Raw genomic sequence first — 23,721 nt, forward strand, 5'->3', positions numbered from 1 at the left:
GCGCAGATGCTGGAACGTCAAATTCAGCTTCTGAGCTATGATCAATATATATCAGCCATCACTGCTGCGCCCCGGCTTACGGCCAAACTGTTTGATACAGAACAAGACATGCCCTCTGAGCTCGGGCGGCTAGGCAATCCTGTTGAAGACAAGATCGCGGCCAGGATCATCGAAAAGAAGAGCGGCTATAATCCCTCCGCTGATTGGAAGAAGGCCGATAAGATCAAAGAGGCGCAGCACAAGCTCCAGATGCAGTATGATCCCATGACCTTGGACCTTGTGCGCGCCTATAATCCCAACCTGCACACGAAAGACCGTGCAGGGTATCTTGAGTATCTCAACATGCGCGATCCCAAACTGATCCATGCCCTTCTTCATGATTTATCGGTGACGCCGATGATCGATGAGCTGCGCCGCCATACCTATATTACTGGTGGATCGGGGTCGGGTAAAACGGAACTGCTCAAACAGCTCATCCATGCCGCTTTCCAGCGTGAGGGCGAGGCAACGGTGGTCATCGATCCCCATGGCGATTTGGCGCTGCAAGTGGCCCGGTGGCAGATGTTCGAGATGGATGATCGGCTGGTCTACATCGATCCGTATCTGAGCGATGATCACATCCCGCCGTTCAACCCGCTGATTGTGCCACAGGGCACAACCATGCAGCAAAAGGAAGTCATCGCGCAGCAGCTCGTGAATGCTTTTGAGCAGCTTCTCAAAGGCTCGGGCGGGGATAGCCTGACGGTGAACATGCGCACCGTCTTGATGCCCTGTCTGCTGACGTTGATCGACCGCCCGGGCTCAACCCTGGCGGACCTGCAACGCTTCATGAATGATAACCTCAATGCTGAGCTGATTGAGCTGGGCAAAAAATCTAAACGCCGCGCCATACGGGATTTTTTCGCCTATGATTTTGTGGGTGATCCAAGCCTCAGGCCCTCCAAAAGTGCGATCTCCAGAAAACTGCAAAGCCTGTTCAACACCTTAGCCTTTGATGAGATGGTCAACAGTCAGGTGACGCTCGATCTGGAAGGGGCGATCAATGAGGGCAAGATCATCCTCTTTAATCTCTCCAAGGGGCGGCTTGGCGATGAAGCCAGCGAAGCCTTCGGGCGGTTGGTTGTTGCGTCTATTCAAGGCTTGGCGCTGCGCCGCGCTGATACGCCGGAAGCGGAACGCGTGCCCATCAACCTCTACATCGATGAATGCCAAAACTACATCGCACCTGCCACGATGCAAATTTTGGAAGAGGCCCGCAAATACGGCGTCAGCCTAACCTTAGCGCAGCAGGTGGTTGGGCGGGGGATGTCCTCTGAAATGCAGGCCGTTGTTCTCAATAACACCAATATCAAAGTCGCGGGGCGCACGCCCGAAGACGACAAGATGGCCAAGATACTCGGCAAGACCCAGGCCGATGTGCAGAACCTGCACACTGGGCAGTTCTGGATGAAGATCGGCAACGGACATACCTTCTTGCTACAAGGCGGCCGTGAGCTTTTAGGCGACAGCATGGCCATGTCTGATGACTATTGGCACATGACCCTCCTCGAACAACTGGCGAGCTATCGGTTCTTGGAAGAGGATGATTTTGCTGAGCCTGAAACATCCGAAGCTGAAGATGCCCAAGATGATGGGTCGCCCATGCCATGGGGTTAGACCCCCTCGGACGGCGGGACCGGTTCACCCGCACTCCGACCGGCAAGCGCCTTCAATTGACCGAACGTGACCGAGATATCCTTCGCTGGCTGCATCGCTACCGTTACCTGCGCCAAGACCATCTCATCCGCATCCTATCGCCCAAATCACCCAAACGCTTTATCGAGCGGCTCGGTGATCTCTTCCATGAAACGGGATTCATCAACCGTCCGCAAATCCAAGCACCTCTGTTTGATGCCCGCGCCACCCCAATGCTTTACGAGATCAGCCCTAAAGGCACGCGCTACCTCGACGAACTCGGGCAACTGCCCTCGCGCGCCGTGACTTTCTCGACCCGCCGCCGCAACTCCTTCAGCCCGCAGTTCCTGCACACGATGATGATCATCGACACGCTTCTGGATACAGAACTTGAGTCCATCGCCACGCCCCATAGAACCTTCATGCCCGTCGATGACATCCTCGCCCGCGCCCCTGAAACAACCCGCAACGCCCGCAACCCGCTGGCGCTGCCCATCCGCATCAATGGACAAGCGAGCAAAATCATCCCTGATGCCCTCTACGGCATCGCACACACCGAGCAAACCCCCACCGGCTACCGCTTCATCGCCCTCGAATGCGAACGCACCAGCCCGCGCCACAGAAACACCGGCACCGCCTCCAGCACCAGTAAAAAACAAATCGCCTACGCCGAACTACAGCGCACCAAAGCCTTCACATCCCTCTGGGGGATTCCAAATCTAGAGCTGAGGGTGGTCACAAGTGAGAAAGACAGGGCACCAAAAAACGGGAGATGATCATCAAATCAGTAAATTTACAGGGTGGTCTAAAAGGTGGGCTGAAATTGTGTGAGGCCAATTTATCTATCAAAAACAGCGCATTATTCAATAAAATGGTGCCCAGGGGCGGAATCGAACCACCGACACGAGGATTTTCAATCCACTGCTCTACCCCTGAGCTACCCGGGCACGGGATGGTGTTGCGATCTGCAACCCCTTGGGTAGCGGCGTTTTAGACGCGGGGGGAGGGGGTGTCCAGAGGGAAGTTGCGATTAATCGCGCCTTAGTGTGGTTTCTTTTCGTCCGCAGCCCGCAGTTCGTTTTCGAGGTCCTCATCATCCTCAGATGCGGCCGCGGGGATCGCGTAGCTGCCGCTGAACCATTTGCCCAAATCAATATCTGCGCAGCGTTTTGAACAAAACGGGCGGAATGCGGTTGCGGTTGGCTTTTGGCAGATCGGACAGGCCATCACAGATCCGCAAAAAGTTGTTTGGGAAACGGGGGGCGTTCGCGTTTGCGCTGGAGTTCAAACAGGCCCATGGGGCTCCAACCGACAAGGGATGTCTCAATCGGATCATTCCGGAAGGCGGCGCGCAGCGTTTGGTCAAGCTGTTTGCGGTGGGCTTTGGACATGGACACAAAATCCACCGTGATTTGGCCGGCAAGGCCGCGCAAGCGCAGGGCGCGGGGCAGGGCGCGTGCTGCTGCCAGATTGGACTTGAGCGCGGCGGCGGGCGATGTGTCGTTGCCCGTGTTCACATCGACGGCCACCAGCGCACGCGTGGGTTCGACGTACATTGTGCCCTCGCCCAAACGCACCAGCGGGCCGTCGAGCATCGCCAGTTGATCGAGCACGCCGTGCGTATCAAAACTGCCTGCATCGGTAACGACCGTTGCGACGCTGGCCCATTCGCGCCAAGCGATTGTGTGTGGGCCGTCACCCTCAGTCAGCGCTTCGGGGGTGGTGCCGTTTGCATCTGCAAGTACCGCATCGGCAAGTGACAGCATCGCCACGATATCTTCGGCGATTTCTTCACCATCGGCCCCTTCGCACGATGACCGTAGGATCAGCCCGTGTTCGCTGTCAAAGACGCTATGGGCGATGGCCATCAGGTTATCGCGCGTGTCTTCATCGGTGATTTGGCGTGAGATGTTCAAACCCGGTTTGCCGGGGGTCACAATCGCGTAGCGGCTTTTGAACAGCACGCGGTCGGTAACGGGGACGGCTTTGCCGTCTTCGGTATGGCCAGTGACTTGCACGAGTAACGGCTGGCCGGGGCGTAGCCCTTTGCCTGCACGTAAAAATGCGGTTTCACCTTCGGGCAGGCGCAGCATCATGCCGCCTTGGCCTTTGATTGGGCGGTCGCAAATACCGCGATAGATGGCCCCTTGGCGGGGCGCGTCGGGGTGGTCAATCAGCAGATCGTCAAGCTTGCCATCAATCATATAAGCGGCAACTTCGACATCGCCGATATGATCTAGAATAATTGCGCGGCCCTTCATGTATCACCTTTGTACAGTGGGAAACCAGCAGCGGTCAAAAGCCCGGCGGTTTCGGTCAGTGGCAGGCCAACAATGCCGGTGTATGATCCGTTGATCCACGGGATAAACGCGCCAGCGGGGCCTTGGATGGCATAACCGCCGGCCTTGCCTTGCCAATCATCCGACGCGAGGTAAGCGTTCACTTCGGCGTCTGAGAGGCGTTTCATCGCGACGGTGGATTGCACATCTTTTTGCCAGACTTGATCGCCGCGTTTTACCGCAACCGAAGTAATGACCTTGTGACGACGACCTGAAAGGGCATATAGGAATGCGGCCGCTTCGCCTGCGTCGGCAGGTTTGCCCATGATCCGACGGCCAAGCGCTACGGTGGTATCAGCGCATAGCACAATCTCATTCGTGCCAATCGGCACAGCAGCCGCTTTTTCAGCGGCGATACGGTTGACGTAGTCACGCGGCACTTCAGCTTTGCGCGGATCTTCATCAATATCGGGGGCGCGGATGTCGCTTGGTGTGATACCAAGCTGCGCCAATAGCTCAAGCCGCCGGGGCGAGCCTGAGCCAAGCACGAGCGACAGCGTCATAAGGACACCGTTTTGCAACTTGGATATGTCAAAACATCCACCGGATTACCGCCGCAAGACATGCGTATCAGCTTATTTAAAGCGATAGTTGATGCGACCTTTGGTCAAATCATAAGGGGTCATTTCGACCTGTACCTTATCGCCTGCCAAAACGCGGATGCGGTTTTTGCGCATCTTTCCTGCCGTATGCGCGATGATCTCATGGCCGTTTTCCAGCTCGACCCGAAACGTCGCGTTTGGCAGAAGTTCTATTACGACACCTGGGAATTCGAGCAGTTCTTCCTTGGCCATGTGATCTCCTGTATTTCACTTCCGCCCAAAGTCTGGCGGACGGCGTCTAAATGCGCCCGAACCCACAAGTTTTCAAGGCCTAATCGGCAAGAGGCAGAGGATATGACGGTTTTGCAACGCAAAAGCGCTGAAATTCAGTCGGTTTCAGCGCTAGCGCCGGGGCCCCACCGCACGATCAACCGCTCTTTGATTTGATCGCGGGTCTGTCGGTACATGTTGAGCCGTGCTTCGCGGTCATCACCTAGCCCCGTGGGATCAAGAATGGGCCAATACTCCACCTCTAGATGGTAGAATTGGGTCAGATCGAGTGCGCGGCGCTGACTGGCCGGCGACAGTGCCAGCACCAGATCGAACGACGAAAGATCATCGCCCCATTCTTCCATTTCATCAAATGTGCGCGCGCGGTGACGGGACAGCTCTACGCCAATTTCGGCGCAGACGGTAATCGCAAAGCCGTCTATTTCCAGGTCATTCTTGACGCCAACGGATTGGATATAGCAATCGGTGCCATAAAGGCTTTTCATGATGCCTTCGGCCATAGGGGAACGCACAGAATTATAGTCGCAACAAAACAGCACTGACTGCGGCAGGGGTTCGAAAGTGGCGACCTCCCCCAAATCAGCCCCCGAAATGCAATACGCAGATCAATGTAAACAGGCGGCGCGCCGTGTCGGTGTCGACATCGGCTTTGCCCTTAAGCCGTTCTTGCAAGATACGTGCGCCTTCATTGTGGATACCGCGCCGTGCCATGTCGATGGTTTCAATTTGGCTAGGTGGCATGGTTTTTACCGCGTCGAAATAGCTTTCGCATATCTGGAAATAGTCTTTTACAACTTGCCGAAACGGCCCCAGCGACAGGTGAAATTCGCCTGCGGGATCTTCGGCTTCGGTTTTGATATCAAAAACAAGGCGCCGCTCTTTGATGGACAGACCCAAACGGTAGGGCCCAGCGGGCGCTGCGCGGTCATTGCGGTCAGGCAACGCAAAGCTGTTGTCTTCCAGCAAATCAAAAAGCGCTACTTTGCGTTCTTGTTCGATTTCAGGCGTCGGGGCAGGCAGCCCAGAATCATCAATCGTGATATGGCTCAGCTTGTTCATGTGTCACCTGTGTTCAAACGGTCCAAGCGCGCGCGTACGGACAACCCATGCGCCTCTAAGCTTTCGGATTGCGCAAGCCGTTCGGCAGCAGGACCAATCGCGGCAAGCGCCTTTGGCGTCATTTTAGACAGGGTTGTGCGCTTAATGAAATCCATAACAGATAACCCGCTTGAGAACCGCGCAGACCGGGCAGTCGGCAGCACGTGGTTTGGCCCCCCAATGTAGTCACCGATTGCTTCGGGTGTCCAACCCCCAATAAAAATCGCACCGGCGTGGATCACTTGCCCCGCTAATTCTTCAGCGTTTGCAGTGCAAATCTCAAGGTGCTCGGGCGCAATCCGATCAGAAAGCGCGACGGCCTCATCCATATTGGCCACGGTAATCAACGCGCCAAAGTCACGCCAACTTGCCCCGGCAATTGCACGGCGTTCTAACGTTTCAAGGCGCTTTTCGACAGCGGCAACAACGGCTTGCCCAAAATCGGTATCATCGGTGATCAGCAGCGATTGCGCGCTTTCGTCGTGTTCGGCTTGGGACAAAAGATCAAGCGCGATCCAATCAGGATCATTGTCTTTGTCGGCAATTACCAAAATCTCAGAAGGCCCCGCGATCATGTCGATGCCGACCTTACCAAACACCCTACGCTTGGCCGCAGCGACAAAGGCATTGCCCGGCCCGGTGATCTTATCGACAGGCGCGATTGTATCGGTGCCGTAAGCCAGTGCCGCGACGGCCTGCGCACCGCCGATACGGTAAATCTCGTCCACGCCAGCGATCTTTGCGGCCATCAGCACCAGCGGGTTTGTGACCCCATCGGGCGTTGGCACGACGATGGCCAAACGGCCCACGCCAGCGACCTTTGCAGGGATTGCATTCATCAAAACCGAAGATGGATATGAGGCCAAGCCGCCCGGCACATAAAGACCCGCCGCCGAAACTGGTGTCCAGCGCCAGCCAAGCGTTGCACCCGCGTCATCGGTCCACATATCATCTGCGGGCATCTGGCGGGCGTGATAGGCGCGGATGCGGGTTGCGGCCAATTCGAGGGCTGCACGATCTGCTTCGCTGACTTTTGCGCATTCGGCCTCAATTTCAGCAGGTGAAAAGCGCATGGTTTCAGGTGTCAGATCTAGGCGATCAAATTTACTGGTCAGTGCGATCAACGCAGCATCGCCGCGCGCACGCACATCCGCAATAATGCCCGCCACAATATGATCGACATCTGGGCTATCTTCGCGCTTTGCGCCCAAAAGGGCGGTAAAACGGCTTTCGAAATCGGCGTCAGATGTGTTCAGAAACTGTGGCATTGGTCACTCCTTCACCGCCGACATACAAGGCAGCGGCGCGCGCTTCAATGCGGCATTGTTATCAGGTGGGGTGCGATGGCATTGAGCATTTCGTCAATAATTGAATCTTCTCTCGAAGGGTGCATCAGCTGTCGTTCGTTCAAATCGCAGTTGAAGTCCGCTAAGAGCTTACTTTTCGAAATTTTGCGCTGCCGCGAATGGCTTTTGTTTTGGCAGCTTCAGCATCCGTCAGCAGCTGTTTGGATTTTGAGCAGGTTCGATGCAAGTTACCGAGAGCCAACTTCAATCACTCGTAAAGCAATCAAAAAGCCGGCCACAATGAACCAAACACACAAGGCAAGCATCAAGCCAAAGTAAATGACCCAGCCAATGCTTCCCAAGAATTGTACGGATAGTCCCATCAACAAACCCGTAAGCGCAATGACGCCAAGGTACAAAAGAACTGCCTTGAGCGGTTCCTGACTGAGGAAGTGTTTGTAGCGGCGAAACATCATTTACCTCAGTAGTTATTCCTAAAGTTTTCTGCAGATTGAATGCCCGAATGCAGACGTTGACGCAACCGCAGCACATTGGCACTTTCCCCCTCATCCGACCTTAGCGCACACCACGTCCAATGTCGGGTTCGGGCAAATGCTTGATGTTCGGACCGATATTGCCTGACGCTGCCCTATTCAGGAGGGATGCGACGGTGCCTTGCCTGATGGTGCGCCGTAGGGGCGGGTGACGTCGCGTAGGATGACTTCGAGCGCTTCGACCTCAAACGCGATGGCACCGTCGCCTGCGAGGGTCAGCTCAATGCGGCCAGATCCGTCTTCGCCGGGGGTGAAGGCGATAGACAGTAATGAGAACACCATTTCAGGGTCGGATTTATCAACCCCTTGGCTTTGCACGCGTATCACATCTTCGAATACCAGCACGGATTGTACCCGTTCATGGCCGTGGCGCGGTGCGTTATCCGCGTCTTCCCAGCGAAAGCGGTTCAATAGCAGGGCAAAGCGGCGTGCCTTGCGATCCCACTGCATTTCAGCCGCCGGAAACACCGCATCTTGCACCAATGCGGCGATCACATTCAGATCATCTGCATCCAACGCCTTGAGGCGCAAGGGTGATTCTTTGCCATCTTCAAAGCGCGCGTCTTCAACCATTATTCGGATACCCGTTCAATTTGCGCACCAACTGCGCTCAGTTTCTCTTCGATATGCTCGTAGCCGCGATCAAGGTGATAGACGCGGCTGACCACGGTTTCGCCTTCGGCGGCAAGCCCTGCCAGAATCAATGATGCAGAGGCCCGAAGGTCCGTCGCCATGACGCGGGCCCCCTTAAGCCGGTCGACACCGTGGACGGTTGCGGTGCCGCCGTGAACCTCGATATTTGCACCCATACGGATCAGTTCGGGCGCATGCATGAAGCGGTTTTCAAAGATCTTTTCTTCCAGTACGGAGGTGCCATCCGCGGTACACAGCATCGCCATCATCTGCGCTTGCAAATCGGTTGGGAAGCCGGGGAAGACTTCGGTGGTGACGTCAACGGCGCGCGCACGGTCGCTGCGGCGTTTAACCAACAGCCCATCCGGGGTTTCTGACACATCCACGCCAGCGGCATCCAGTTTCTCAACAAAGGCTTCGATCAGGTCAAGCCGACCACCAAGGCATTCGACCTCACCACCTGCGAACACAGGGGCGAGCATATAGGTGCCCAGTTCAATCCGGTCAGTGACCACCGGGTGGGTGGCAGCGCCCAAACGGTCAACGCCATCAATGGTGATCGTGCTGGTGCCTTCGCCATCAATCTGCGCGCCCATGCTGCGCAAACAGCGGGCGAGATCGACAATTTCAGGCTCGCGCGCGGCGTTTTCAATCACGGTCGTGCCCTTGGCCAATGTTGCGGCCATCAGGATGTTTTCCGTCGCACCCACAGAGGCAAAACGCAGCGGCACGCGCGCGCCTTTCAGCCCGCCTTTGGCAACGGCATGTAGATAGCCATCTTTAAGCTCAATCTGCGCGCCCATCGCCTCGAGGCCCGAGACGTGAAGATCCATCGGGCGTGCGCCAATCGCGCAACCACCGGGCAGGGACACAACCGCCTGATGATGACGGGCCAGAAGGGGACCAAGAACAAGATTAGAGGCACGCATTTTGCGGACAATTTCATAGTCGGCAGTGGTCGATGTCATGTCGTGTGACGACAGCACCTGCACCTTGCCATTTTGCATAGAGGTGACTTCGACACCCAAAGACTGCAAAAGCTGCGTCATTGTCTTGATGTCAGACAGGCGCGGCGCATTGGTCAGCGTTAACGGTTCCTCAGAAAGCAAGGTGGCTGGCATCAATGCAAGCGCTGCGTTCTTCGCCCCCGCGATCTGGATTTTTCCGTTTAGCGGTGTGCCGCCTTTGACAACAATCGAATCCATGCCTGTCTACTCTTTCTCTTTTTTATCATCACCCGCCGTGCGGGCGCGGGCCTGCGCCTTGCGCTTGGCCATATTTGCCTTGAGCGCCGCCTTTAACCGATCATCTCGGGATGTGGCGGTCTTGCCCTTACTACTCTGCTGTTGTTTGTCGCTCATGACAGCCCTGTTAGCAATAAGCGCAAAAAGGGTCCAGTCAGGGCTTGCACCAGCGCGCATTTGGGTCTAATTCCCCGCTCACGGAAGCTGCGGTAGCTCAGTGGTAGAGCGCGTCATTGGTAATGACGAGGTCGGGAGTTCAATTCTCCCTCGCAGCACCATTAATTTTTCCACCCACTGAAATCATACCTAAAGCCTTGAAAGGTAACGCTATTTTAGGTGTTCTAGGTCCATCATTTCGATGGTAAGAAAATCCACCCGAAAAACCCAATCTCAGGACGATTCTGCGTAAGCTTGCATCGCCGCTTTCCCATATTTTCCAAGGGCTTGAGATGAATTGTAGGGAGAGTTCTAGGTATTCCTCATACCTCTTGGGTTTTGAAGCCTTTTCTGCAAGATTTTCGGCCATAAGCACCTTCGATTTTTCCAGTTCAGTGATCTTGTTTTCATAGGCACCGATGACGGCATCGTTGCTGGCCTGCATAATACGCGAGAGCAAAGCTTCGATTTGTAACTCGGCATCGGCGATCTGGTGCTTGGTTAAACGCGCGGCATCTTTTGCTTGAGCTAGTCGTGCATCCCACGCACGTCTGAACATGGCTTTTGCCAATGCCAAGTATTTGGGACTCGGTTCCAGTGTTTTGACAACATCGGCAAACGCGCCTTCAATTCTATCGCGCGGGATAGACTTCCCATAGCTTTCGCAACCTTTGGATTGGCACAGATAATACGGATAGTACTTGGTCTTCCCCTTTGACCATGAAGAGCGCAGATTGCTTCCGCAGTCTCCACAGGTGGCAAAACCGCGAAGGGAGAAGTCTTCGCCAATGTCCGCACGCGCAGGTGCGTATCCAGTGGTCTTAAGGCGCTGTTGCACCTTTTCAAATGTCGCCATTGAGATCAGGGGGCCATGCTGGCCTTTCAGCCAGTTCAGCTCATACACCTCACTACAGACATACCCGACGTAGAGAGGGTTGGTCAGTAAATCTGTGATCCGCTTGTCACGAACCTTACCGTTTTTGTTGTGCGGGTAATCAGGCTTTGATTCCAAAAACCGCTTCACTTCGGCCTGTGTTTGAAAGCGCCCAATTGCAAATCCTTCGATGGCCTCACGCACTGTACTTGCATGTGGTTCATCTGGCCTCAGCAATTTGCCATGCCCTTTGACGGTCTGATAGCGAAAGCCGACAGGTGCGTTGTGGACCCAGTACCCCAACTGCATCCGCGCTTTCATTTTCTGCGCCACTTGCCGTCCGTTTTGTTTACGTTCCAATGCACCTTGAGCCGCCATGATGGTTTCGATGAATTCACCTTCAGGTGTCTCATCGAACTTGAAATTCAAACATTCAATCGTCGCACCGCGCACACGAAACGCCTCACGCAGATCAAGGTGAAACCGCGTGTCCCGCGCAAAGCGTTTGAGATCATCGAAGATCACGACAAACTGCGTATCTGGTTGAGCATCCAAGAATGACAGCAGCGCCACCATTCCGGGTCTTTTCATGAAATCGCCGCCACCCGTGATCGTATCTGGAAACACGGCAGCGACCTCATGTCCGTTTGATGCCGCAAATTCACGGCAACGGGTTTCTTGGCTCTGAAGACCATGGCCATCCGCTTCTTGCGCCCGCGACGACACGCGGCAATAGATCAAAGCTTGTCTCGGAGCATCTGTATCTGTTTTTGTGTATCTACTCTGACGCATGCGGATTCCTTTCACTCGACCCATCGCGATGTGGGGCTGATGACTGTTCGAGCTCTGATGTTGTATTGTCCAAGTTTAGCACATCTCGTATCGGCACTTCAGCCAAAGAGATGTCTTTTCCACAAGCCTGCTGGAGAGGGTGAACGTCAAAGCCGAGATCAACGAAATTGATGACAATCGACCATAGCGCCTCAATCAACTCGCGCTTGTCTTCATCTGAGATATCCTCATCTTCGAAGAAGGGCAGATAGGCATCCCAATCAATCGTCAGGCTTGGCGGGGCCGTTTCGGGATTAAACTCTGGGGGAATGTCGGTCATGGCCTGTCTCTTTCTGCCTCTTGGCGTTTCTCTGGTTCGGGGTCTCCTTTGTTGCCTCTCACTGCGAGAGAACGTAAGTGGAACATCATAGGATAATATTCCCAAAACCCAAAGCGTGAATTTTCTAGCTTTGAAATCTGGATATCCTAAAATACCGCTGTAATGGCCGTAGGTTGCAGGTAAAATCGGGTAGTTTTGAGGCAAGGATTTTGATGTGGATAACAATTGGAAGACAGCGAGCAAAGCCGACCGTGCAGCCCTCTATCATGTCGCCCGCGCTATCGCTGACACCACCGACCTGAGTGTGGAGGCCGTTATGGAGGAAGCCTTTGGTCATAAGCTGATGGTTGGCACAGACTATCTGTCCAATTTCCGCAGCGGAGCCATTGGACGCCCAAAGGCCAAACTGATCCATGCTTGGATTGCTGAACGCCATCCTGAGACGGCGCATGCCGTTGATCCCAGATTATTTCCGAAACCGAATACAAACGCATGGGATAACTATATCGAGGAGCGTGGCATTCGCGGGAAACTCCAGATCAAACGCTTTACCAAGGACGAGTTGAACCTCATCAAAAAAGTTAAAGATCGTGATGCGCCAGATGCGACACTCAAACTTGGGGAGGAGTTCTGCTTTTTCCTTCGATCCGATATTCACGTGCATGCTATCGGGTTTGAACGATACAAAGGGGAATGGTACCTGATGCCGTTAGGCCCGAATAGCTCGCATACCTTTCAGCTACAAAGTGACGAACCTCATTTCCCAATTGATGAGAATGGTGAAATTGAACGGCTTTCTGAAGAAAGCGATTTGGACATGCATCGCTTTGCCTTCATTGTCTCGCAAAATGCAAATGACTTACCTTGCACTCCCGATACCAAGGATATCGGCCAAACTGCAATTCTGCATTATATTGACGTGTTGTTCTCTGCCTGAAATTTATAGACCAATGGCAAAATCTGCCCATTGGCGTCTTTCAGCTCCGCCCATTCCTTCGCGCCAGCCGTTTGCAACTGATCCCAGTGGCCAAGTTTTGCATGCGCGATATCCGCAAAGAAAATCTCAGGATCACTGAGGTCATGGATGAGATTTGTGGCTTTGGTTGATTTGGCCATCTCAATCGCATCATAATAGGCGGGCAAAATCACCTCTTTTGCGAACTCCTGAATACGTTCAGCATTGGGCAGATCGTCCGCATGTAGCGACGTGCCAATGGACCACATATCGCCCACATGTCCAAGTAGCTGAAATATTCGCGTCGCGGCCTTGGGATGGGTTTCGCTAGGATTGGGGTTGTCCCTATCAATATTCTCAATCAACACGATCACAGAGGCGATACTGGCAATCGTGACACGCAATTCGGCCCAATCAACGTTGTCCATGTTGCCGAGCATTTCCTCCAAAGCTTCATGATCGGCTTGCAACTCCAAACACCGTTCCACCTTGTCCCAAAGCTCGCGCGGCAGATCAGGTTCTTGAACCTGTGACTTGCGAGAACTCGAAATTAGACTGAACGTCGGGACACCATCGAGAATTGAGAAGTGCCCAAGCTCTGCATGCTGGATTTCATGTAGAATGATCCAATCAAGTGACTGCTGAAAGGTCACCGAAGAGGTCCCGCTAATTGGTATTTGACGAAAAATTTGCGTTAGATACTCGAAAACAGCAACGTTGATTTCCACAACAAAATTGTGCTGGATGTCCCGAGTACTAATTGCCATTGGCCCCTTTTGCTGCCACCTTATTCGAACGTCAGAAAACATGAGGTGTACCCTAAATTCACATATTTGAGGTTGGTCAAAATGAGTGCATACTTTTGTATTTTTCGTTGAACAAGTTACAACCATTGGTAATGTCGAGGTAGGTGTCACATGTACGATCCATACCCGTTCTTAATATAATTTCTTGAGCTAGCCTATGTCGTAAAAATTTTTGAACTGACTGAACCGAATATGATTGAATTTGAAGAAAATTTCACTTCCACAGAAACTGAGTTGAACGGACATCATCTCCGTCTTGTAAATGTGATCGAGGGTAATCTTGGAAACGTAGTTGGTAGGTTGGCTGAAATTGTACCAGGCCACTACCTTGCTCCAAATAGGATAGCCGCAATTTTTCAACGGCATGGAAAAAATGCACTTGCACAACGCCTCATTGATTTGCTGCCTGATCAAAAGAGGTCGCGATCAGGTGATATTGGGGAAATTTTTGCGACTGAGTATATCCAAGAAACCATGGATTTTGATGTTCCGATCAAGAGGTTTCGATGGAAGGACCATCGACAGCAGGCGATGAGGGGCGATGATGTTATTGGAGTGCAAGTTGATAACGACGCAAATGTACGCATCAAATATCTCAAAGTTGAAGCTAAGAGCCGAGCATCCCTAAACCAAGCAACAGTAGATCAAGCTCGTCAGGCACTAGATGGGGACGATGGCCTACCGACAGCGCACGCACTTGGGTTTTTGGCAGAGCGGCTGCATGAAATGGGAAATGCTGATTTGTCAGATCGCATTTATGAAGACTATCTCGAACGGGGTCTCACCCAAGCACAAGTTAGGAACTTAGTTTTCACCTTTAGTGGAAATGCACCAGATAATTTTTTGACGAACGACCTAACAAACTACGCGGGAACTGTAGATCAATACGCAGTGGGGCTTCGTCTTGTGGGGCATCAGGATTTTATTCTAAACGTTTACGAACAGGTTCAGCAAAACCATGAATAGTGATCAGCTCGCACAAAGTATAGAAGCGGCTCTTGATCCGGCATACCGTGGACGCCTGCTAGCACGAGGACAAGCTAGGTCAATTATCTGGAAAGACGGCGAATTAGAGGAAGGGTCACCGAATTACTCTCCTCGCTTGTCCTATGACCTGAAATCCTATGGCACATCGCTGCTTGCTCTTGGTTTAAGGCTTCGTCCTGACACTGAGCTCAGGTCAGTTACACTGAACGCGTTTGAGCAATCAGGTGAGGCAATCGAGGCGGTGTTTTCGAAGGGTGATCCCAATGATCCATCACGTGGGTTTTACAAAGTTCTAGCTGCTTCTGCTTTCCATCTGGCCGGTTTTTCGGCAAGGGCTTTTTCACTACTGAATAGCTCTCTGACAGATGAAAATTTTTCTGGCATCGAACGAGCATTAGCACTGCTCATTTTGAGATCACTTGATGAACTCGAAAATGAGATCATTTCCTTTCTGTCGTCGGGGATAGCGAATGATGAAGCACTACAAGAAACACTATTTCAGGAAGAGTTTGTAGAAGACGAGTCAGGTCAAATTTGGCCCGTTTTGCAGGTTGTTCTCAAAGAGAATTTTTATCGTTCAATCGCTATCTACTTATCGGCGCTTGCGAGCGGTGATGAAAACTTAGTTGCCCGTGCCAAAGCCGAGCTTGCCAAGGGAGAAGAAACTTGCGCAGACCTCGGTATGGTTAATGAATGGTGGGTTTTTAAGGTAGCCTCCCACCTGATAGACGACTTGTGGAATTCTAGTTTCCATTCAGCTTTGCCCTTGGATGTGCCAGAAAATGCGGACAATAAATGGATCGAAATGAGAGAGCTTTACATCGCGTCTCTTTACTCAAGAAAGCGTGCAGAAATTGAGTTGTGGCCCTCACAGATATTAGCCGCAACGAGATCTGTAGATACTAGCGACGACTTGATTGTCTCGTTGCCCACAAGCGCGGGAAAGACAAGAATCGCTGAATTGTGCATTTTGAGGTGCCTTGCGGATGGTAAAAGGGTGGTGTTTGTTACGCCATTGAGAGCACTATCCGCGCAAACCGAACGAGGCCTACAGGGTACATTTGGTACCCTTGGGGTGTCGATTTCTGCCCTGTATGGCAGCATCGGAACTAGCTCCTTTGAAGAAGATACACTCAAAGAAAGACAAATCGTAGTCGCTACCCCTGAAAAACTCGACTTCGCATTAAGGAACGACCCCTCAATTTTGGACGATGTTGGCCTAGTCGTTCTGGATGAAGGCCATATGATTGGACGAGGAGAAAGGGAAGTTCGATACGAAGTCCAGATTCAACGTCTACTCAAAAGAACAGATGCGGACACAAGGCGCATCGTGTGCCTGTCAGCAATACTTCCTGTTGGCGATCAGATGGATGACTTTGTGAATTGGTTGCGACGAGATCAAGCTGGCGAGGCTGTCAGTGTTGATTGGCGTCCAACAAGAGTTCGATTTGGAGATGTCGTCTGGAATGGCACTCAAGCACGACTTAACCTGAAGGTTGGGGATGAAGAGACTTTTGTACCAAACTTCATTGGTTCTCGAGACCCACAGCCCGGACGACGGACGAACTCGTTTCCTCATAACAAAGCTGAATTGGTTTTAGCCACGGCTTGGAGGCTTGTGGAGGATGGTCAATCTGTTTTGATCTATTGCCCTACAAAACGGTCGGTTGGAACTGCCGCGGAAAGCATCGTAAAACTTGCGGGTTATGGGTTCTTAGATTCGGTATTGGAAGTTGACGAAGGCAATTTGGCTAGCGCCTTATCGATTGGAACCGAATGGCTTGGCGCAGATCATGCCATTTTAAAGTGCTTAAAGATGGGCATTGTTATCCATCATGGTTCTCTTCCAACGCCTTATCGAAAGGAAGTGGAAGCGTTGCTTCGTCAGGGGGGTATGAAAATCACGGTTTCTTCTCCGACATTGGCGCAAGGATTAAACCTAACTGCTACCACTGTTGTGATGCAGTCTCTGCACAGAATTGGTGAAGTAATACCTGCAAGTGAATTTAAGAACGTGATTGGTCGAGCTGGACGTGCATTCGTGGACGTCGAGGGGCTAGTGCTTTGCCCCATTTTCGACAGCCATGATTATCGTAAGGGGCAATGGCAAGAGTTGATTGCATCCGCTTCGCAAATCGATCTCGAAAGTGGGTTACTAAAAATTACTCTCGAGTTGCTTGCTCGATTGTATCAAGCTCTAGATTCACCAGAAGTGGAAGTATTTGTTGAATACGTTCTTAACAATGCTCAGGCTTGGAACTTTCCAGAAGCCGATATCGAGGATGAAGAGGAAAAAAGATCTAAGGAACTAGAATGGGACAGAGACCTAGCAATGCTGGATACTGCGATATTGAGTCTTATTGGTAATAACGAACTCGATGCTGGGCAAATTTCCGCGACATTGGACGAGGTGCTTTCATCGTCGCTTTGGGAGCGAAGTATTGCTCGTCGTGAAATTGAAATTGGGCAAGCTCTAAAAGCAGGGGTTGTTGGGAGAGCAAATCGTATCTGGGAGAACAGCTCATCTTCCCAGCGTAAAGGATATTTTTTGGCTGGTGTGGGCTTCAAGACAGGTCGAAATCTCGACATAATTTCAGAACCTGCCAACGAGTTAGTCATCGCCGCTAACGGTGCAATTATTTCCGGTGATGATGATCGCGCAATTGAAGTGGTTACAGAACTTGCAGAGCTCATTTTCGCCATTGAACCATTCGTTCCAAAAACACTGCCTGATGGATGGAAAGACATTCTATCGGCGTGGCTGCGTGGACATACTTTGGCCGGTGTAGGGGGAGATGATCGTAATCAGGTTCTTACGTTCGTCGAAGAAGCCCTAGTGTACAAATTGCCATGGGGAATCGAAGCACTCAGAGTTCGTGCAGAAGCAAATTCTGATATTATCGGGGACCCTCTTGAAGGCATGACAATGGGAGATTTCGAAGTAGGATTACTGGCACCGGCGCTAGAGACGGGAACACTATGTCGTTCTGCTGCCTTGTTGATGCAAGCCGGTTTCTCTTCCAGAACAGGTGCACTGAAGGTAATTACGGATTCCAATGCAAGTTTCGAGAATGCGCATGAGCTCAAAGATTGGTTGGGCTCAGAAGAGGTTCGGTTACTTACAGAGACAACCGATTGGCCGACCGCCGAAACTAGACAACAGTGGCTGGGGTTCCGGCAAAGCTATTTACCTGCAGACAATCGTGTGTGGAAAAAGCAGATTCTGTATTGCAAGGTACGTTGGGCAGACAACGTGCATATTCCCGCAGCCAGCCAAACACTGCGCCTCCAAAACGTTGGAGAAGGTAGGCTTGCTGTATTATCACCATCGATGGAAGTTGCAGGGGAGCTTTTAGGTTCATTTCCCGAGTTACCTATAGGTCTATTATTGGCAAAAACAATTGGTGTGGTTGACGTTGTTGAGGTCAAGTATTTTGGGCCGTTAGAGCTCTCGTTCAGTTAGCCTTTGCTTTACGAATTCGAATGAAAAACAGAAATGATCGACACAGAGCGCATAAAAAATGTTGGAGCAATGATCAGTGCGACAAATCGTACAAAACCCTATAATATCAACGACTCGCCCGAATAGGAGTGCTCCTTATCTGACTGTTAATTTCGTTCCATCTGCGTTTAAGCTTCTAAACTAAGATCAACATATTCTGTTTTATGATACATGGTTTTCAGTTCGGTGTGTTTGATCCGAAATTGGTTTCGCTTTTTTATCTTAGGTGCGGCACTAGAAGCTCCTTCGATTTTTATCGCAGGATCGTAATAAACGACACCATTCGCCACAGCCTTAAGAAACAGGCTAAAATCAGTTTTTTCACACAGCAAAACCCTTGGGCCATAAGAATACTCTGGGGGCGGGTTTCGAAAGAGAGAAGGAATGTATGCAGCTTGAGCGTGCTTTCTGTTCCAGTGCTCCATCATACCAGTAAAGGGCCATTTCGCCGCTAACTCATCACTCTCGGACAGAAGAACCAACCCGCCGTCAACATCTGATATTTTCCCTTTAGCGAAGTCATAACCACTCAACTCCAACCTCAAACCTGTATCTTTATGCGACGCTTTTCCGTGCGCATAAATCCCGCCAAAGTTGAAACGATCCTCTTTTCCAGATTTGTCCGCGTAGGAGAATTTCGACATGAATTCAGCGACACCATCGTCACGATAAATCCCTTGCGAAGGTTCAGGGGTAAGGAGCGTAACTGGACTTTTAGGTCTAAAATTTTCAAAATCGGCGACACCGTATTGCTTAATCTCCCACCCAAGAAAATCGGGCTCAGAGTAGCCGTTCGGACTTATCCCAAGTTCGGCTTCAAGTGTATAACCTCCACCGTTTCGAGCTCTATAGGACCTCTTCTCTCCGTCGGAACCTAGCTTTTGAGATGAAATCCAATGCTTACTGTAAATTTCAGTCAAAGTTTCAATTAACAATTGCTTCGAGGATTTTTCAGAACCACTTGTTGGCAGTTCAACGAACACGCCTGTTTCGTCTAAATTTTCAGCGGCATGGATTGCAGCAGCAACTGGATGATCTGCGAAGCAAGAAAAGCCAAGCACATCGCCAGCAGGCGTAGCACCAAGAACTAATATTCTCCCTTCATCACGTACGGTCATCACATCACTTGGGCCACCACGGCAACCAAGCAAAAACCCTGACATTCTTATTTCAGGGTATTTTGGATAAAGAACTAGCTGGGTATTGGGAGCATGATGCCTTCCGTTTTCATCAACCCAAAAAAAGCTAACCTTGGCCTTTGCACGTTCGCGCTTACTTCCCGCAGTATCATTGGCATCAAAAAAAATATCGCCATGAGGTATAATGTTAAGGGCGGAAAAGTTACCGCCAAGATAAACTTGGTTCTTTGAATTGTCGTTGGGGGCAAGCTTCTTCGCGTAGAACTTCGTGGCCCCCTCTAATTTCATTATTCCTACAAGCTGAGAAATGCTTTCAATCACAAATAGATTCCTTAAAATTTCAGCCTATTTTGCATGACTCATAGCTGAACTGCCAAGAGACTTTTTGAAACTATGCAGTTTCTGACGCGAGCATTCCATTTTCCCTGAGCAGCATTTCTTGATAAATTTGTTCCTGTGTCTCATTCAAAATATAAGGTGCCATGTGACGAGCGATCGCTGCGACAACTGGCACAACTACAGCATTACCAAATTGGCGATACGCCTGAGTGTCTGAAACTGGAATTTTAAACGCAGACTTTCCTGGTTTTTCGAAGCCCATAAGCCGCGCACATTCGCGAGGTGTTAACCGTCGAGGGTTTTTAGAGCCACGGCTGATTAGTATCTCAGAGCCATCCTTATGATACCTTGCCGAAAGAGTCCGACACGTATCATCTGGGGTAACCATCCCAAATCCAAATCCATTACCCTTTAGTCTATGTTTCTCAGCATACGCTTGTAGGTAATTCCACAGCTTGTCGGACAGAAAATATTTAGAGCTAACATTCCCGAGTTCGTCTGTGAAATGTTTGTCACCTGCTTCTTGAGGCCCATCTTCAGGATGCAAAATTGTTCTCATACGCGGACCTTTCGAAACTTCAGGCAGCTCTAGATCGTCAAAGGAAAATCCACATTCCGCACGAAAACCAACGATGAAAATTCGCTCACGATGTTGAGGAACAAACGCTTTTGCGTCGATCACCTTAAAATCGATTGTGTATCCGAGTTCTTCAGTAAGAGTTCTTTTGATTACTTCAAATGTTCGCCCCTTATCGTGGCTCAAAAGATTCTTAACATTTTCAAGAAGGAACGCACGCGGCCTGTGGTGTTCGATAATTCGGGCAACGTCAAAGAACAGGGTTCCTTGAGCATCGCACCGAAATCCATGTTCTCGACCCAGAGAATTCTTCTTAGAAACACCAGCCAACGAAAAAGGCTGGCAGGGGAAACCCGCAAGTAAAACATCATGGGATGGGATTTCTTCCACGTCCACTTTAGTTATGTCGCCCGCTACTTTGTGATCACATTTATGGTTCGCGAGGTAGGTCTCGACGCTGAAACGATCCCACTCAGAGGTAAAGACGCACTTGCCGCCGATCTCTTCAAACCCTAAGCGAAGACCACCAATACCTGCGAATAAATCAATAAATGAGAAAGATCCCTCGGGTTTTTCTTTTCCCCCAACAGCTTTTTTCAAGAATTCGATTGCTGCCTTTCGAGGTTGGGCATCACCATTTTCCCATCGGTACAGAGTTCGTTCACAGTAGCCTAATGCTTCAACAGCTTCGGGAATGCTCAGGCCTGCTTCAAGCCTAAGACGGGAAAATTCTGACATGCTCGCCTCTTTCTTATCTGGGAACTATTCTGACATCATTGCAGAAACACGGCAACAGAACATTCGGGAGAAAAGTGAGTTATCCAGAGCTTATTTGACACTGACGTGGGCATTGTATGATCCGTTTGTGCAACGTTCCCTGAGCATCATTTTCAGCACTAAGATGTGCTGCGAGGAGTGTGTCAGATGAAGCCGCCATCGCGGCTTCGACGACCGTAAGTGCAGGGTCGCTATCTGTCATTAGCAACCCGAATAGTTGCGATTGCCGCTTGCGGTGATTGTGTACGTCCCGCCACGCGGCCCGACATAGCATCTGGAACTTGTGGTTCGCCTAGGGGCGGCAAAGGTCGAGCGGGCTTGCTGTCTGGCGTAGGACGCGATCCTCGCAATGCGGACGCCCCATTCGCATGCCAGACCGTCACCGTCAGCATCCAGAATGTGCGGATCGTTCAGCGGACCGCCAGCCTGAATGAAAAACCTTTGCGCCGCGGCCGAGCTTGCGAAGTCTGAGCAGTTGCGCAGGTCAGCGCTGCTTGTGGTCCCTGTCCTTGTGTAGAGCGACCGCTGATAGGCGCTCGCTGTTCGCTGGCCAACATATGCCGTGCCGAACTGCAGCTCGCCTCGGGATACCAGTTCCGTCTCAATCAACGAGAGTGCAACCGCTGACTGGCTGCGCCGATATTCTAGCCAGAGATCGGTTGTATTGGCTTGATCTATGATTTCCGTCATTTGCACTGGGTCTGTCACCGCACAGGCTGACAGGAGAAAAGCTGAGGTGAGTGTCGCTTTTAAAATCAACTTGAACATGTGGTACACAATGTGCCTAGTCGTTTAATATGTCTAGTTCTAAGCCCAGCCATGCTGTCCCCCAAACGCCGCGACCCTTCGGGGATTTTCCGATCTTGGGCGTGATGGCTTTGCGATTAAGACAGAGACTGCTCAGCCAATAGATCTTGAAACAACAGCGGAGAGAGCCGCTGCAATACCTATTAAGCCTGAAAAAAGCTGTGTGATTATGGTTATCTTTGCGGTGTCAGTTATCGGTAGGCAATCTCCGTAGCCGAGTGTGGTCATGGTGACGGTGCTAAAATATATGGCGTCGATCCATCCCTGCATAGTCGCTTCGGAACACTTTATACCAGCCGAAATAAGATATATTTCGGCGTAGGCCAATATCATCAAAGTGATACAAAACAAACAGATTGCAAAGCAATATTCCCTATTGGGCAGGGACAAAAATATGGGCTCCGTTACCCGCTTCCTTGATCGAATACTCATTTCGATGATTGAGGCCATCAAATAGGCATTGAAGAGGAAGGCTAGACACGCTGTCGCAATTATACTGTCGCTACAATATATTATGGTCATGCTTACCATTGCTATGATGGCAAGCGCTATCCTATGCTGGAAACCAGTATGTTCCCTCAGTAGCTTAAGTGCCATATTTTTGCTGCACCTCAAAGATCGCGTGCCAGTCAGCTATGTTGTTGCCAGGCGGCAACGTGAGTAGTGATCTTTTTTGAATTGAAGAACAGAGCGGTAAGTTCCAGTTAGCGGCCCACTTCTTCAGCATCTCGAGAGCTACATAACGGTTCTTCAATTCATATTCATCGATCCACCGTTCTTCACCCTCATCTGTCTCTCGTGAGCTCTTCATTGAAGCAACTTTTTGAAACCCAGCTAATTCAAGGAGCCTTTTGGGCCGGTCGTTTGATCTTGCAACATGCGAAACTATCCGTTCACTCCTTCCAAAAGGGTTTTCCAGAGCGATTAACCTTCCCAACGCCAATGAACACAACACTTGTGCAACACCTTTACCGCGAACATTGTAGTCAGTCATAAGGCCGCCCAGTACCCAAGTGGAATTCTCAACATCATAATATATTACCGCGACAAATTCGGGAATATCTGTGCCATTAATTCTCTTGGCAACAACCAACTTGCCATTGGCTGCTAATGCTTTGCACTGTTCCATCTCTAGCCGAGATATATTCTCATCGCTGGATGCAAAACCTGAGTGCCATTGATATGCAAGATCAGCATGGCTTAAGCTCTCAAGCCCAAATTCAATCATTTAAATGATACTCTCTACTTCTCGAATTTCTTCTGTTAGGTTCGCCCAGTTACTTTGGGGTCAGGCTAGCTGTTGCCGCAATGTGCTTTATTATTCCATGTCTAACGTAAGGATGTGGGCATGACACTCCAGATCTCCATCGCTGGATCGTGGTATAATCATAACCTAACATATCACCTGCATCCTCATCGCTGACGTCAAGCTTATCGATGGTTGTGTCTACGAAGTATCGGAAGTCTTCAGAGAAAATAAAATCTTTGGATGCCAAAATGTTGTACACTTGGGATAATCCCATTGCACTTAATTCCTGATCTGTATGTGTGCGCTCTTTCGTGGCGACTATCACAAAAACCTCAATTTTTTTGGCCGCCACCACCGCAACGGTTGTATTGTTACAAACTACACAACTTTAATATAGGTCAGCGTCTCAGTTTGGTCAAGTATTTATACTCTATGCATAAACTTCGGTAGTAGGATGGGGCTTAGCACCTGCATTAGGTGTTCTGATTTTATGCACGAGATGTGGGTCGTTGACCCGTTTTCGCTACGTCCCCTTCGGGCCACCTTCCAGCATAAGGTTTGCTGCAAGATGTGTGTGGTAGTACCACACGTCTTGACAAGGGGGTTGCTGCGCTCCCCCGTTGTATCCCCCTAAGCGACGGTCATGAGCGGCGTTGAGCCTTTCATAACCATGCAAACCTATCGCGTTTGATCCCTCGTCGGGGAGATTTCATCTCTCCCCAGCACCCCATAGATCAACCCTGCGCGGGTCGAATGCCGTCAGCGCATCGACGCTGAACCC

23 protein-coding genes and 2 tRNA genes are annotated in these 23,721 nt (G+C 50.9%); 6 read left to right on the forward strand and 19 right to left on the reverse strand.

All coding sequences use genetic code 11. The features are described from left to right. Positions 1-6 precede the first annotated feature (6 nt). Entirely contained in the window at positions 7-1,656 is a 1,650-nt protein-coding gene (locus Yoon_RS05275; protein ID WP_238110793.1) for a type IV secretory system conjugative DNA transfer family protein, read from the forward strand. Positions 1,657-1,712: 56 nt separating this feature from the next. After that, positions 1,713-2,450, forward strand: a complete 738-nt coding sequence (locus Yoon_RS05280) for a replication-relaxation family protein (protein WP_238110795.1) — start codon at positions 1,713-1,715, stop codon at positions 2,448-2,450. A gap of 96 nt (positions 2,451-2,546) precedes the next feature. On the opposite strand, the gene Yoon_RS05285 is transcribed toward Yoon_RS05280, so the two are convergent. From Yoon_RS05285 to Yoon_RS05335, 11 genes are all read right to left on the reverse strand, one after another. Further along, positions 2,547-2,621, reverse strand: a tRNA-Phe gene (locus tag Yoon_RS05285). 94 nt (positions 2,622-2,715) lie between these two features. Further along, complete coding sequence (locus Yoon_RS05290) at positions 2,716-2,901, reverse strand: DNA gyrase inhibitor YacG (protein WP_238110797.1); 186 nt, start codon at positions 2,899-2,901, stop codon at positions 2,716-2,718. Then, positions 2,901-3,935, reverse strand: a complete 1,035-nt coding sequence (locus tag Yoon_RS05295) for a ribonuclease E/G (RefSeq protein WP_238110800.1) — start codon at positions 3,933-3,935, stop codon at positions 2,901-2,903. Before Yoon_RS05295 ends, Yoon_RS05290 begins: the two co-directional genes overlap by 1 nt. Beyond that, positions 3,932-4,516, reverse strand: a complete 585-nt coding sequence (locus Yoon_RS05300; RefSeq protein ID WP_238110801.1) for a nucleoside triphosphate pyrophosphatase — start codon at positions 4,514-4,516, stop codon at positions 3,932-3,934. The genes Yoon_RS05295 and Yoon_RS05300 overlap by 4 nt, the downstream gene beginning before the upstream one ends. Positions 4,517-4,588: 72 nt before the next feature. Beyond that, positions 4,589-4,807, reverse strand: a complete 219-nt coding sequence (gene infA, locus Yoon_RS05305; protein ID WP_090196658.1) for a translation initiation factor IF-1 — start codon at positions 4,805-4,807, stop codon at positions 4,589-4,591. A 134-nt stretch (positions 4,808-4,941) separates the two neighbouring features. Continuing rightward, positions 4,942-5,424, reverse strand: a complete 483-nt coding sequence (locus Yoon_RS05310; protein ID WP_255698682.1) for a low molecular weight phosphatase family protein — start codon at positions 5,422-5,424, stop codon at positions 4,942-4,944. Position 5,425: 1 nt separating this feature from the next. After that, positions 5,426-5,905, reverse strand: coding sequence for a UPF0262 family protein (locus Yoon_RS05315; protein ID WP_238110807.1), 480 nt, complete (start codon positions 5,903-5,905; stop codon positions 5,426-5,428). Beyond that, the gene (gene hisD / locus Yoon_RS05320; protein ID WP_238110808.1) at positions 5,902-7,212 is read right to left on the reverse strand and encodes a histidinol dehydrogenase; all 1,311 of its coding nucleotides are present in this window, start codon (positions 7,210-7,212) and stop codon (positions 5,902-5,904) included. The genes Yoon_RS05315 and hisD overlap by 4 nt, the downstream gene beginning before the upstream one ends. A gap of 671 nt (positions 7,213-7,883) precedes the next feature. Next, positions 7,884-8,357, reverse strand: a complete 474-nt coding sequence (locus tag Yoon_RS05325; protein ID WP_238110811.1) for a DUF2948 family protein — start codon at positions 8,355-8,357, stop codon at positions 7,884-7,886. Continuing rightward, positions 8,357-9,622, reverse strand: coding sequence for a UDP-N-acetylglucosamine 1-carboxyvinyltransferase (murA, locus tag Yoon_RS05330; RefSeq protein WP_238110812.1), 1,266 nt, complete (start codon positions 9,620-9,622; stop codon positions 8,357-8,359). The genes Yoon_RS05325 and murA overlap by 1 nt, the downstream gene beginning before the upstream one ends. A 6-nt stretch (positions 9,623-9,628) precedes the next feature. Further along, entirely contained in the window at positions 9,629-9,778 is a 150-nt protein-coding gene (locus Yoon_RS05335; RefSeq protein ID WP_238110813.1) for a hypothetical protein, read from the reverse strand. Between the two features lie 86 nt (positions 9,779-9,864). On the opposite strand from Yoon_RS05335, the gene Yoon_RS05340 reads away from it, so the two are divergent. After that, positions 9,865-9,939, forward strand: a tRNA-Thr gene (locus Yoon_RS05340). Here Yoon_RS05340 and Yoon_RS05345 read toward each other — a convergent pair. Both Yoon_RS05345 and Yoon_RS05350 read right to left on the reverse strand, forming a co-directional pair. Continuing rightward, complete coding sequence (locus tag Yoon_RS05345; RefSeq protein WP_238110814.1) at positions 9,918-11,483, reverse strand: recombinase family protein; 1,566 nt, start codon at positions 11,481-11,483, stop codon at positions 9,918-9,920. The genes Yoon_RS05340 and Yoon_RS05345 overlap by 22 nt on opposite strands. Further along, complete coding sequence (locus Yoon_RS05350) at positions 11,470-11,802, reverse strand: hypothetical protein (RefSeq protein WP_238110816.1); 333 nt, start codon at positions 11,800-11,802, stop codon at positions 11,470-11,472. The genes Yoon_RS05345 and Yoon_RS05350 overlap by 14 nt, the downstream gene beginning before the upstream one ends. Positions 11,803-12,016: 214 nt before the next feature. Between Yoon_RS05350 and Yoon_RS05355 the strand changes: the two genes are divergently transcribed. Beyond that, positions 12,017-12,739: a hypothetical protein gene (locus Yoon_RS05355; protein WP_238110818.1), complete on the forward strand. Its 723-nt coding sequence runs from the start codon at positions 12,017-12,019 to the stop codon at positions 12,737-12,739. On the opposite strand, the gene Yoon_RS05360 is transcribed toward Yoon_RS05355, so the two are convergent. Further along, positions 12,712-13,524 carry a hypothetical protein gene (locus tag Yoon_RS05360; RefSeq protein WP_238110820.1) on the reverse strand — a complete coding sequence of 271 codons (813 nt, stop codon included), beginning with the start codon at positions 13,522-13,524 and terminating at the stop codon, positions 12,712-12,714. The two genes, Yoon_RS05355 and Yoon_RS05360, sit on opposite strands and share 28 nt — an antisense overlap. Positions 13,525-13,755: 231 nt before the next feature. Here Yoon_RS05360 and Yoon_RS05365 point away from each other — a divergent pair, with 231 nt between their 5' ends. Both Yoon_RS05365 and Yoon_RS05370 read left to right on the forward strand, forming a co-directional pair. Beyond that, positions 13,756-14,529: a Hachiman antiphage defense system protein HamA gene (locus Yoon_RS05365; protein ID WP_238110822.1), complete on the forward strand. Its 774-nt coding sequence runs from the start codon at positions 13,756-13,758 to the stop codon at positions 14,527-14,529. Next, positions 14,522-18,013 (forward strand): DEAD/DEAH box helicase, encoded by a 3,492-nt coding sequence (locus Yoon_RS05370; protein WP_238110824.1) that lies wholly within the window; start codon positions 14,522-14,524, stop codon positions 18,011-18,013. The genes Yoon_RS05365 and Yoon_RS05370 overlap by 8 nt, the downstream gene beginning before the upstream one ends. Before the next feature lie 167 nt (positions 18,014-18,180). Here the strand turns inward: Yoon_RS05370 and Yoon_RS05375 are convergent, their stop codons facing one another. The 5 genes from Yoon_RS05375 to Yoon_RS05390 form a co-directional block, all read right to left on the reverse strand. Next, positions 18,181-19,512 carry an MvaI/BcnI family restriction endonuclease gene (locus tag Yoon_RS05375; protein WP_238110826.1) on the reverse strand — a complete coding sequence of 444 codons (1,332 nt, stop codon included), beginning with the start codon at positions 19,510-19,512 and terminating at the stop codon, positions 18,181-18,183. A 70-nt stretch (positions 19,513-19,582) separates the two neighbouring features. Further along, positions 19,583-20,845: a DNA (cytosine-5-)-methyltransferase gene (gene dcm, locus Yoon_RS05380; protein ID WP_238110828.1), complete on the reverse strand. Its 1,263-nt coding sequence runs from the start codon at positions 20,843-20,845 to the stop codon at positions 19,583-19,585. A 240-nt stretch (positions 20,846-21,085) separates the two neighbouring features. Continuing rightward, positions 21,086-21,574, reverse strand: a complete 489-nt coding sequence (locus Yoon_RS05385; protein ID WP_238110833.1) for an excalibur calcium-binding domain-containing protein — start codon at positions 21,572-21,574, stop codon at positions 21,086-21,088. 210 nt (positions 21,575-21,784) lie between these two features. Continuing rightward, entirely contained in the window at positions 21,785-22,288 is a 504-nt protein-coding gene (locus Yoon_RS17995; protein ID WP_370642115.1) for an ion channel, read from the reverse strand. Continuing rightward, the gene (locus Yoon_RS05390; RefSeq protein WP_238110835.1) at positions 22,278-22,919 is read right to left on the reverse strand and encodes a hypothetical protein; all 642 of its coding nucleotides are present in this window, start codon (positions 22,917-22,919) and stop codon (positions 22,278-22,280) included. Before Yoon_RS05390 ends, Yoon_RS17995 begins: the two co-directional genes overlap by 11 nt. Between the last annotated feature and the right edge of the window lie 802 nt (positions 22,920-23,721).

The sequence above is a fragment of the Yoonia sp. I 8.24 genome, from assembly GCF_022096995.1.
GTDB lineage: Bacteria > Pseudomonadota > Alphaproteobacteria > Rhodobacterales > Rhodobacteraceae > Yoonia.